12 protein-coding genes are annotated in these 11,333 nt (G+C 69.5%); all 12 read right to left on the reverse strand.

Annotated features, from left to right (window positions below):
- On the reverse strand, nucleotides 1–726 hold a 726-nt coding region (locus CGX12_RS17365), incomplete at its 3' end, for an exodeoxyribonuclease V subunit gamma (RefSeq protein WP_142995663.1).
- Nucleotides 727–1,065: 339 nt separating this feature from the next.
- The gene (locus tag CGX12_RS17370) at nucleotides 1,066–1,476 is read right to left on the reverse strand and encodes a VOC family protein (protein WP_094041098.1); all 411 of its coding nucleotides are present in this window, start codon (nucleotides 1,474–1,476) and stop codon (nucleotides 1,066–1,068) included.
- A gap of 27 nt (nucleotides 1,477–1,503) precedes the next feature.
- The gene (locus CGX12_RS17375; RefSeq protein WP_094041099.1) at nucleotides 1,504–1,878 is read right to left on the reverse strand and encodes a VOC family protein; all 375 of its coding nucleotides are present in this window, start codon (nucleotides 1,876–1,878) and stop codon (nucleotides 1,504–1,506) included.
- A 280-nt stretch (nucleotides 1,879–2,158) separates the two neighbouring features.
- Nucleotides 2,159–5,260 carry an efflux RND transporter permease subunit gene (locus tag CGX12_RS17380; protein ID WP_094041100.1) on the reverse strand — a complete coding sequence of 1,034 codons (3,102 nt, stop codon included), beginning with the start codon at nucleotides 5,258–5,260 and terminating at the stop codon, nucleotides 2,159–2,161.
- 10 nt (nucleotides 5,261–5,270) lie between these two features.
- Nucleotides 5,271–6,398, reverse strand: a complete 1,128-nt coding sequence (locus tag CGX12_RS17385; RefSeq protein ID WP_094041101.1) for an efflux RND transporter periplasmic adaptor subunit — start codon at nucleotides 6,396–6,398, stop codon at nucleotides 5,271–5,273.
- Between the two features lie 204 nt (nucleotides 6,399–6,602).
- Nucleotides 6,603–7,076 (reverse strand): GNAT family N-acetyltransferase, encoded by a 474-nt coding sequence (locus tag CGX12_RS17390; protein ID WP_176442104.1) that lies wholly within the window; start codon nucleotides 7,074–7,076, stop codon nucleotides 6,603–6,605.
- Nucleotides 7,073–7,222: a hypothetical protein gene (locus CGX12_RS19950; protein WP_176442105.1), complete on the reverse strand. Its 150-nt coding sequence runs from the start codon at nucleotides 7,220–7,222 to the stop codon at nucleotides 7,073–7,075. Before CGX12_RS19950 ends, CGX12_RS17390 begins: the two co-directional genes overlap by 4 nt.
- A 58-nt stretch (nucleotides 7,223–7,280) precedes the next feature.
- Entirely contained in the window at nucleotides 7,281–8,084 is an 804-nt protein-coding gene (locus tag CGX12_RS17395) for an SDR family oxidoreductase (RefSeq protein ID WP_094041103.1), read from the reverse strand.
- A gap of 12 nt (nucleotides 8,085–8,096) precedes the next feature.
- The gene (locus CGX12_RS17400; protein ID WP_094041104.1) at nucleotides 8,097–8,909 is read right to left on the reverse strand and encodes a mechanosensitive ion channel family protein; all 813 of its coding nucleotides are present in this window, start codon (nucleotides 8,907–8,909) and stop codon (nucleotides 8,097–8,099) included.
- A 17-nt stretch (nucleotides 8,910–8,926) separates the two neighbouring features.
- Nucleotides 8,927–9,916 (reverse strand): hypothetical protein, encoded by a 990-nt coding sequence (locus tag CGX12_RS17405; protein WP_142995665.1) that lies wholly within the window; start codon nucleotides 9,914–9,916, stop codon nucleotides 8,927–8,929.
- A gap of 73 nt (nucleotides 9,917–9,989) precedes the next feature.
- On the reverse strand, nucleotides 9,990–10,976 hold the full coding sequence (locus CGX12_RS17410) for a magnesium transporter (RefSeq protein WP_094041106.1): 987 nt from the start codon (nucleotides 10,974–10,976) through the stop codon (nucleotides 9,990–9,992).
- A gap of 105 nt (nucleotides 10,977–11,081) precedes the next feature.
- On the reverse strand, nucleotides 11,082–11,333 hold a 252-nt coding region (locus tag CGX12_RS17415; protein ID WP_142995666.1), incomplete at its 5' end, for a GNAT family N-acetyltransferase.

Here is an 11,333-nt window from a genome sequence, read left to right on the forward strand (position 1 = left end):
GCGCGGGGCCGCCCGCCCGCGCCGTGGGGCCCCCCCCCCCGCCGTTGGAGCGCGGCGGAGGCCGCCTCCCACCGCCGCCACCGGTGGGCCGGGCGGCTGGCGGACCGGTCCGCCAGGCACAGGTTCCACGGGCCCGCGGGGCGGCCCGCGGGGGCCGGGGGGGGGGGCCGGCTGCCAGCGCACCGCCGGATCCAGGGCCACCCGGCCCCGGCGCAGGCTGACTATCTCGTCCCGCCCCTCGGCCCAGGCGGCCAGCCAGTCGGCCCGGTAGACCTGGTACTGATCGAACAGGTCCGCCAGCCGCTCGGCCAGCTGGTAGCGCTTGCGGTAGTCGGCGTCGTCCTGCAAAAAGCGGTGCAGGGGCGCAAACACGGCCTCGGCCAGCAGCCCCGGCAACAGCCGCATCAGCCGCCAGGTGAGCGGTGCCTTGTCAAGCGGCGACTGGCGGGGAATGCTGTCGCTGCCGAGCACGGCCCGGTAGCTCGTCCACAAAAAGCGCGCTGGCAGCTCCACCTGCACGGCGGCGGCGATGCCGCCGCTGCGGTGCTCGGCCAGGGCCAGCTTGAGCCACTGGGCGATGCCGTTGCTCTGCACCAGGATCACCTCGTTCTCGAGCGGCGCCAGGGGATAGCGCCGCATCCAGGTCACCGCCAGCTCGCGCAATGCCTCCAGCTGGTTGCCGTGCACCACCATCAGGCCGGGGGCGAGGTTGTCGTCATGCTGCATCTGGGTTCCTTATACCGCTCCGTTCGACACCCATGATAGCGCCGAACGGACGCGCCGGGCAGGTGAAACGGCAAACGGAAAAAAGCGGAAGACAAGGCCGGGATGGTAACAAGGCCCGGCGGGGCGGGAAAGGGCGGCGCGAAGACGGCGGATCTGCCGTAGGTCCACTTCAGTGAACCACCCCACCGCCGGCGCCGGGTTCATGCGGGCGGGCCGCCCGCGCTCCAAGGACAGTTCCGCCGTCGGCGCCGGGTTCGGTCGAATAAATTCGACCCTACGGAGAGACGGCGGGTGTCAAGGGTCCGTTTCAACGGACCTTTTCACCGGCAAGGCACCGCCTCAGGGCGACTCCGCCTCGTCGGCGGCGTCCATCCAGAACAGTTCCCAGATATGACCGTCCGGGTCTTCGAAGGCGCGGCCGTACATAAAGTCGTACTCTTCCGGTTCCCGCGCTTCCCGGCCGCCGGCGGCCAGCACCTTGGCCATCAGCTCGTCGACCCGGGTGCGGCTTTCCAGCTGCAGCGCCAGCAGTACCTCGGTGGTGCTGGCGGCGTCGGCGATCGGCTTGCGGGTAAAGCGCCGGAAGCTGTCGGGGGTGTGCAGCATGGCGAAGATGGTGTCGGAAATCACCAGGGCGGCGGCCTGCTCGTTGGTGAAGCGGGGGTTGAACGCGAAGCCCAGCGCCTCGAAAAAGCGCATGGCACGGGGCAGGTCCGCCACCGGCAGGTTGACGTAGATGGCCTGGGGCATAAGGAGCTCCTTGTTGAAGGTGATGGGTCAGCCTAGGGATGCCTCATCCTGGCAGAGCAGGTGGATGATCTGGGCCGGGTTGGCTATCCAGAAGGCGGCAAAGCCTTCCGGCAGCGGCTCGATTTCGTCCCGGCGCACCACGCCGGCGGCCTGCAGGTGTTCGGCGGCGCCCTCGAGATCGTTGGTGATCACCTCGAGCCAGGTTTCGGCCTGGCTGAGCCCGGGCACCTGGTCTATCCACAGCTGGCAGGCGCCGAACTCGAAGGCCACCGACGGCAGCTGTTTGTCGACCTGGCGCAGCGCCAGCACGTCGCGGTAAAAGGCCACCGTGGCCTCGAACTGGTGGGGCGGAACCTTGAGCGCGATATTGCGCCCGCCACCGAAGCGGAGTGATTGGGTCATGGGGCCTCCCGGGGTCCGGTTGAAGATGCGTCCCCTCAGTATAGGAGGCACCGGCACCGGGGTCCGGTCGACTGAAGTCGATCCAAAAAACGCTGTCGGCCGCCCTTATGTGACCTGGAGCGCAGGCGGCCCGCCTGCATTCCCGCGAAGCGGGAACCTCCTGGCCCCAAAACCACGCCCAAACCACCGGCACCACCCGCCATGCGGGCGGGCCGCCCGCGCCCCAAGGGCCCCTTGCAGCGGACCTCCTTGCTTCATATTTGGCCGAATAAATTTGCCCCTACCGGGGCTCACCGCCATGCGACCGGGCCAGCAGCATATAGAGCGAGGGCACCACGAACAGGGTGAAGAAGGTGCCGATGGCCATGCCACCCACCAGCACCAGGCCGATGGAATTGCGCGCCGCCGCCCCCGGGCCGTCCACCAGGATCAGCGGAAAATGCCCCGCCACCGTGGCCATGGAGGTCATCAGCACCGGCCGCAGCCGGGTCATGGCCGCCTCCTCGATGGCCGCCCGCTTGGCCAGGCCCCGCTCCTGCAGCTTGTTGGCGAACTCCACGATCAGGATGCCGTTCTTGGCGATCAGTCCCACCAGGGTCACCAGCCCCACCTGGGCATAGATGTTCATGGTGGTGGTCCAGCCGTCGGTCCAGTAAGGCAGGTCCGGGTTGGGCATCTTCAGCAGGGTGAACACCAGGGCGCCGAACATGGCCAGGGGCACCGAGCCCAGCAGGATGACGAAGGGATCGCGGAAGGAATTGAACTGCACCGCCAGCACCAGGAAGATCATCAGTACCGCCAGCCCCAGGGCCGGCAGGAAGCGGCCGCCCTCGGTGCGCAACTGGCGCGACTCGCCGGTGTAGTTGACGCTGTAGTCCGCCGGCAGTATGTCCCGCGCCGCCTGCTCCAGCACCCCCAGGCCCTCGTCCAGCCGGGCGGTCATGCCCGACAGCTTGATGGCGTTGAGCTGCTGGAAGCGGTTGAGGGAGCGCGGCACCGTGCTGTGGCGCAGGGTGGCGAAGGCGCTGAGCGGCACCAGGCCGCCGTCGGGGCCGGTGACGTGGATATCCTTGAGCTGCTCCGGGTTGAGCCGCTCCACCCGCGCCAGCTGGGGGATCACCTTGTAGGCGCGGCCGCGCACGTTGAAACGGTTGACATAGTTGCCCCCCAGGGCCGCCCCCAGATCGGCGCCCACCTGCTGCTGGGTCAGCCCCAGGGCCGCCACTTTCTGGTGATCGAGCACAATTTCGGTCTGCGGCTGGTCGACCTTGAGATCGATTTCGGGCGGAAAGTAGAACAGGCCGCTTTCCATCGCCGCCTGCTGCAGACGCTCCGCATAGGCCAGCATCTGCTCCGGCTCGGCGGTGGCGGCGATGATGAATTCCACCGGGAAGTTGCTGCCCCCGGGCAGGGCCGGCGGCTGGCCGGCGAAGATCTGCAGGCCGGGAATGGCCGACAGCCCGGCCTGTATCTCGGGCACGATGTCGGAAATGGTGCGCTCGCGCTCACCCCAGGGGCTGACCACCATGCCGCTGAAACCGCCCACCCCCATGGCCGCGGCGAACGGGTCCGAGGGCGACAGCAGGATCTGGAAGGTCAGCTCCCGCTCGGGCGCCTCGAGGAACACCCGCTCCGCCGCCCGGCCGAAGTGGATCTTCTGATCCGCCGAGGCGTTGGCGGCGTTGTTGATGATGGCGAACATAAAGCCCTGATCCTCGAGCGGCGCCAGCTCCTTGGGCGAAAACAGGTACATGGGCACCACCGCCAGGCTGAGCGCCGCCCACAGGGCATAGACCGCCGGCCGGCCGTTCAGGCTGTGATCCAGCACCCGGCCGTAGCGCGCGCGCAGCCGGTCGAAGCGGTGGTTGATCCAGCCGGTCAGGCCCCGCTCCTCCCGCTCGGCGCTGCGCAGCAGGCGGGCGCTCATCATCGGCGACAGGGTCAGCGCCACCAGGCCGGAGATGGTGACGGCCCCGGCCAGGGTGAGGGCGAACTCCCGGAACAGGGCGCCGGTGAGCCCGCCCTGCAGGCCGATGGGAGTGTAGACCGCCGCCAGGGTGATGGTCATGGTGATAATGGGGCCAATCAGCTCCCTCGCCCCCACCAGGGCCGCCTCCTGCGGGGTGCGCCCCTCGCGCAGGTGGCGCTCGACGTTTTCCACCACTACTATGGCGTCGTCCACCACCAGGCCCACCGACAGCACTATGGCCAGCAGGGTAAGCAGGTTGAGGGTGAAGCCCAGGGTCTGCATCAGGAAGACGGCGCCGATCAGCGACACCGGTATCGCCACCACCGGCACCAGCACCGAACGCACCGAGCCCAGGAACAGGAAGATGACCACCACCACTATGCTCAGGGTGTCAATCAGGGTGCCCACCACCTCGCGGATGGCGTTGTCGATGTACTCGGAGGCGTCGTAGGCCAGGCGGGCCTCCAGCCCCGGCGGCAGCTCCGGCCCGAGCGCGTCCAGGTCGACCCGCACCCCCTGGATCACCTCGATGGTGTTGGTATTGGGCAGGGGGAAAATACCCATGAACACCGCCGTCTCGCCGTTGAAGCTGACCTCGGTGTCGTAGTCCTCGGCGCCCAGCTCCACCTCGGCCAGATCCTGCAGCCGCACTATGGTGTCGTTCTCCCGGCGGATCACCAGCTGGCGGAACTGCTCCACCGTATGCAGATCGGTGTTGGCGGTGAGGTACACCTGCACCAGGGCGCCCTTGGTGCTGCCCACCGCCGAGATAAAGTTGTTGGCCGCCAGGGCGGCGCGCACCTGGGCCGGGCTGACGTTGAGCGCCGCCATCCGCTCCGGCTGCAGCCAGACCCGCATGGCAAAGGTGCGCGCCCCGAAGATCTCGGCCCGCTGCACCCCGGCCAGGGCCGCCAGCCGGGGCTGCACCACCCGCACCAGGTAGTCAGTGATGTCGCTCTGGGACAGGCTGGACGAGGAAAAGCTCAGGTAGGCGGCGGCGAACTCGGAGTCCGCCGACTGCACGCTGATGGAAGGCAGCTCCGCCTCCGCCGGCAGTTCGTTGCGCACCTGGTTGACCTTGGCGGTGATGTCGGCCAGCGCCTTGGTCGGCTCGTAGTTGAGCTTGAGCCGGGCGGTGACCAGCGACAGCCCGAGCAGGCTCTTCGACTCCACATAGTCGATGCCGTCGGCGGAGGCGATGGCGCCCTCGATGGCGGTGGTGACGAAGCCGCGCACCACCTCGGCGCTGGCCCCCACATAGGGGGTGGCGACGATAACGGAGGCGTTCTCGCTCTGGGGATACTGGCGCACGTTGAGCGACCACCAGGCCTGCAGCCCGGCGATGACGATGACGATATTGACCACCAGCGCCAGCACCGGCCGGTGGATGAAGAGATCGGTAAAGGCCTTCATGACGGCGCGCTCAGCTGTTGCCGGGGTCGGGATCGAGCCGGAATTCCGGCGCCAACCGGTTGTCGACCACCACCGCCATGCCGGTGCGCAGCTTGAACACCCCGGTCGACACCACCTGCTCGCCCGCCGCCAGCCCCTCGCTGACCGCCACGAAATCCCCCCGTCGGCCCCCCAGCCGCACCAGCCGCTGCTGTACCCTGGGGGTGTTTTCGCCCTGCCCGTCCGGCTCGATCACAAAGCCGGCGTCGCCGTAGGGGCCGTGCTGCACCGCCGTAATAGGGATCAGCAGCACCCGCTCGGTGCGCCCGGGCAACAGCAGCACCGACACGAACATGCCCGGGCGCAGCCGGCCCTCGGGATTGGCCAGGGTGGCCTGCACCCGCACGCTGCGGGTCTGGGGATCGAGATCCGGGTTGAAGGCAGTAACCCGCCCCTCGAAGGGCCGTTCGGGATAGGCGTCGGACCACACCCGGACCGGCAGCCCGTCGGCCAGCTCGGCCAGTTGCGGCTGGGGCAGGGAAAACTCGACATAGACGGGATCGAGGGAGTGCAGCGACACCACCGGGCTGCCCTTGTCGAGGAACTGGCCGACGCTGACGCGGCGGATGCCGAGCCGGCCGTCGAAGGGGGCGCTCAGGGTCTTCTTGGCGATCAGGGCACGGATCATGTCGGCCCGGGCCTCGGCCTGCTGCACGGCGGAGGCGGCGGCGTCGAGTTCACCCTGGGAGATGTTGCGGCTGCGGGCCAGTTCCCGGGCCCGCCGGAAGGACTGCCGCGCCAGGGCGGCGGCGGCCTCGGCCTCGCGCAGCTGGGCCCGCTCGATGTCGCTGTCGAGCCGCACCAGTTCATCCCCGGCCTTGACCGGGGCCCCGGCCTCGAAGCGGATCTCCCGCACCAGGCCCTCGGCCTCGGTGCGGATCACCGTGCCCTGCACCGCCACCACCGAGCCCACCGCCTGCAGCTCCGGATGCCACTCGGCCTCGCGCACCAGTTCGGCGTTCACCGGCTCCGGCGGCATCTGCATCTGGGCCGCGGCCGCGCCCATGGCGCCGAACTGCAGCGCCTTGATCAGCACCAGGGTGCCGACGATGGGCAGGGCCAGCAGCAGGCCCACCCCCACCCACAGCAGCTTTTTCATCCCGGGCCCCGTTGTTCCGTACTCATGCTCCCTCCCCCGCGCTCCGGTACTTAGCCGGGCACGCCACAATAGGAGAAGTTTAGATGGCGCCTTAACGGCCCGCCTGCCTTCCCGCGCAGCGGGAACCCCCGGACGGGCATGCCACGCCACGGGGTGAAAAAGGCGCACGGCTGAACAGGCGGCGCGGGTCGGGCTGTGCCTGCGTTACAGGTCTTTTTCCAGCTCCACCAGATGCGCCTTGAAGCCGGCGGCGCGGTAGAGGGCCAGGGCAGGCGCGTTGGCGGCCAGCACCCCGATGCGCAACCAGCGTACCCCTTCCTGCCGAGCCTGGGCCTCGGCGGCGGCGAGCAACTGCCGGCCCAGGCCACGCCGGCGCCAGGGTGCACGAACATGCAGATCGCTGATCAGGCCATATTCCAGGCCGCCGTCGTCCGGCTCCTCGCTCACCACCCGGGTCAGCACCGCCACGAAGCCAGCCACCACACCGGCCCGCTCCGCCACCAGTATCCGGCCCGCGCACCGCGCACAGCGGCGGAACAGCTCGGCGAGGTAGGGCTCCAGGACAAGATCTCCCGCCGGCAGACGCGGGTCCAGCGCCCGCTCCGCCTCCTGCAATTCGTGCACGCAGGTCCGCAGCCCGGGCAGATCGGTGGCGGGGTCGAAGGGCCGGATGATCACGCGCCCTCCCCCGGCCGCCAGTCGGCCCGCGCCAGGCGAAACACCAGGCAGTCGTCGTTGGGATCCGCCGCCCGCACCTGGGGTGCCTGGTCCCAGCGGCGCAGCAGGGTCAGATCGGGGGGGCGGGCGGCTCTTAGTCTGATCATCGCTATGACCCCCTCGGGTTATATGCCAAATCCATGCGGGTTGGCGCGGGGGCGGGGCTCAGGCAGCGGGCCGGGCGGCCGAGCCCGCCAGTATGCCGCCGTCGATGTTGAGCTCGGCGCCGGTCATGTAGGGCACCTCGTCCGAGGCCAGCATCACCGCCAGGGCCGCCACCTCCTCCGGGCGGCCGAAGCGGCGCTGGGGGCAGTCCTGCACAAAGTCGCGCAGCCGCTGCTCCCGCTCCGGCCCCGTGCCCAGCACCGGCTCCCACATGGGAGTGAGGATGGCCGCCGGGTGGATGGAATTGCAGCGGATGGCCAGCCCCTGCTCGGCACAGTAGAGCGCCACCGTCTTGGTGTGGTTGCGCACCGCCGCCTTGGAGGAGGCGTAGGCGGCGGCACCGGGAATGCCCACCAGGCCGGAGCGGGACGAGATGTTGATGATGGCGCCCGCGCCGCCGCAGCGGCGCATGGCACGGATGGCGTACTTGCAGCCGAGGAAAACGCCGTCCAGGTTGGTGCTGTGCACACTGTGCCAGTCGGCCAGGGAGGCGTGCTCGGGATCCTGGGCCACCATCCCCTGCTCGAAGCCGGTGATGCCGGCGTTGTTCACCACCACCTGCAATCCCCCGGCTTCCGCCAGTATGGCCTCGGTCACCGCTTGCCAGTCGGCCTCCCGGCGTACGTCCAGCCGCCGGTAGCGGGCCCGCTCGCCCAGGTCGGCGGCCAGGGCACGGCCCCGGTCGTCGTCGATGTCGGTGAGGTAGACGAGGGCGCCCTCGGCCACGAAGGCGCGGGCCATGGCCTCGCCGATGCCCCGGGCCGCGCCGGTGATAAGGGCGGTTTTATGCTGTAAACGCGGCATGGTTGCCTCCTGTCAGCTTAGGTTCTGGTCCGGTTCGGGCCGGATCCGGGCAAAGCGCACCGGCAACCGGCGCAGGCTGTCCTTGCCGCGGGCGCTGAGATCGGAAACAAACTGGAACTGCTGGCGCGGATCCATGGGGTAGGCCTTGATGCGATAGTGGGTGCCCCAGGGCCGCTCCGCCAGCACCACCGAGATCGGCTTGGCCAGCTTCACATAGGGGCTGGACAGGGCCACCTGCTCCAGTACCCGGCGCACCTGGTGGGCGTCGTGCTCCGGCTCCAGGTAGAAATGGGCCACGCACATCAGGCTGGCGCCGCCGTTGTTGGCGTTGTGGATAAGGCCGGTCCACAGCTTCTGGTGCGGCACGTACACCAGGGTGTCGTCGGGGGTGACGATCTCCACCGCCCGCATGCCGATATGGCGCACCTCGCCGTAGCAGCCATCCACCTCTATCCAGTCGCCGGGCCGGTAGGGGTGCTCGTAGGCCGCCACTATGCCGGCGATCAGGCTGCTCACATAGTCCTTGAGGGCGAAGCCGATGGCCAGGCCCGCCGCCCCCAGTATGGCCACCATGTTCTGCAGCGTGGGCGCCAAGAACAGCGGCACTATCCACAGCAGGGCGCCCAGCAGCACCAGCAGGCGGATGGTCGGCATCAGCGCCAGCACGAACAGCCGGCGTTCGCTGTGCAGCCGCGCCGCCAGCCAGGGCAGCAGCCGCTGGCTGAGCCAGATGAGCAGCAGCGCCGCCCCCGCCACCGCCAGGGCCTCCACCAGGGCGGCACCGGTGATGTGCTGAAAGAGCCCGGCCAGTTGTTCCCTGTCCATGCCGTCGTCCTCCCGTCTTAAAAGCCGTCCGGCCAGAAATCGCGCTCGGTGAGAAAATCCCGCACCACCAGGTAGCCGTGGATGCTCACTCGCCAGCGTTCCTCTTCCCGCAGTACTATGCCGCACTGCTCCAGGCGCAGCAGCTGCACGTTGAGCAGATCCGGCGACACCACCGGCAGCACCCGCTGCAGCAACGCCACGCCCAACCCCCGGTGCAATAGCAGGGTATAGAGCACGAAGGCGGTAACGTCGTCGGCCTCGGACGGCAGTTCGGGCAGCTCCTGCTTTGCCTGCCGCTCCACCGTCCACAGCGCCAGGGCCAGCCCCGGGTTACCCCTGGCCCGCGCCGCCAGCCGGCACAGTACCTTGTCCGACGCCCGCACCCCGAGCTGACGCAGCCGGCCGGGGCCCACCGGCGCGAAGCAGTACACCCGGGGCAGGCGCAGCGGCCAAGCCCGTCCGACAAAGGCGAACATCCAGCTGTCGCACACCACCAGCCCCTGCCCCAGCTCGCCCTGCAACAGCCGGGGCAGCAGGGCGCACACAAAGTCCATGCCCTCGACCGTACGCAACAGATAACGGGCCAGATCGTCGATAAGCCAGGGGCCGCTTCCGCGCTGGCCGCGCCACCATTGCTCCACATCGGCCCGCTCCAGGCTGGTAGTATTCGGCGGAGTCAGGGTGCGCCAGCCATGCAGGTCGGCCCAGTCGCGGGCGATGGCGGCGGTGCCGCTGTAGGGCGGATCCAGCAGGAAGCAGGCCCCGGCCTGGGCCTCCTGCCGCCAGGAGCCGAGCCGCTCGTCCAGAGCGGCCACCGCCGGGCGGCGATCGTAGGCCTGGTAGTCGGGCAGATCGGCCTCTTCCTGCTCCGGCTCCGCCTCGGCGGCGTGCAGGCGGAGCAGACGCAGCAGCCGCAACCAGCCCTGGCGGAGCCGGGTCACCGCCGGTGGCGATGGGCAGCAGAAGTCCTGCGCCGGGATCAATTGCCAGTGGTTTTGCTCGGTCATCGAATACGCTGCCCCCCTGCGCATCAGGCCCGCCGGCACCAACCGGCCGGCACGGTGTTGGAGAAAAACAGGATCAGCCGATCACGGCGGTGACGATGGCGAAGTAGATAAGGATAGTCGACAAGTCCTGGATCACGGTGGCCAGGGGGCCGCTGCCGAAGGCCGGGTCCATCCCGGCGCGGTACAGCAGCCAGGGCAGCCCCATGGCGGTGATGGTGGCGGTGGAGCAGGCGGCCAGCACCGCCAGGCCCACGCACAGGGCCACCGTCGGGTCGCTCCAGCGCAGCCACACCAGGGGGCCGGCCACCAGCGCCAGCACCAGGCCGATGGCCAGGCCCGCCAGCAGCTCCCGCCTGACCATGGTGCGCATGGCCACGCCCACCGAAAGGCCACGCACCACCACGGTTTCGGTTTGGGTACCCACCGCGTCCGCCAGGTAGACCAGGCCGGGGATGAAGAAGGCCAGCATCAGGGTGCGCTGCAGCTGGGATTCGAACCAGCCGACCAGATCGGCGGCGATCAGGGCGCCGAGCAGGCCCACCAGCAGCCAGGGCAGCCGGTGGCGGAAGCGGCGCGGCACCGGCTCCTCGCTGGAGGAGCGCGCCGCCTCGGTGCTTTTGGTAAAGCCGCCCAGGCGGGTGAGATCCTCCTCGTGCTCGGCCAGCAGCACCGCCAGCATCCGGTAGGGCGGGATCAGGCCCACGAAGCGCCCCTCCCCGTCCACCATGCCGAGGGCCGACTCCGCATGGCGCACCGCCCGCCAGGCCACCACCTCCTGATCCACCCCCGGTGCCACCACGGGCGGATCCTGTTCCATCAGCGTTGCCAGGGTGACATGATCGGGAGCGGGCAGCAGATCCTCGATGCGCACCATGCCGCAGAGCCGGCCGTCCCGGCACACCACCACGTGGCTGGCGCATTCGTAACGACGCCCGGTCAGCCCCTGCCGGGCCTCGGCGGCCCGGCAGTCGGGGGCGAACACCGGCACATCGGTGCAAACGTGCTCCGCCGCCGTTTCAAACACGACCGGCTCCCCGAGTGACTGGAGATCTCGCGGCATGGGGCCTCCTTGGCGATGGGCCAGGTGCCATTAGACTCTTTTCAGCATAGCTCCGGACGCGGCAGGCACTAAACCACGGCTTCCGCCCGGTGCCGTGGTTAAAGTCTACAGCGCCAGGGCCATGGCCACCCGGCCCTTGAGCCCCAGGCTGCGCTCGCCGGCCAGCTGCCGGGCCAGCCGTTCATCCAGCTCGGCCTCCGCCAGCCGCCGGAAACCGAGCCGGGCGTAGAAGGGCCCGTTCCAGGGCACGTGCTCGAAGGTGGTCAGGGTCAGGTTGCGGTGCCCCCCGGCCCGGGCCCAGTCGATGGCCGCCGCGATCAGCCGCCGCCCCAGGCCCTGGCGCTGATGGTCCGGGTG

It is taken from the genome of Zobellella denitrificans (assembly GCF_002237365.1).
Taxonomy (GTDB): domain Bacteria; phylum Pseudomonadota; class Gammaproteobacteria; order Enterobacterales; family Aeromonadaceae; genus Oceanimonas; species Oceanimonas denitrificans.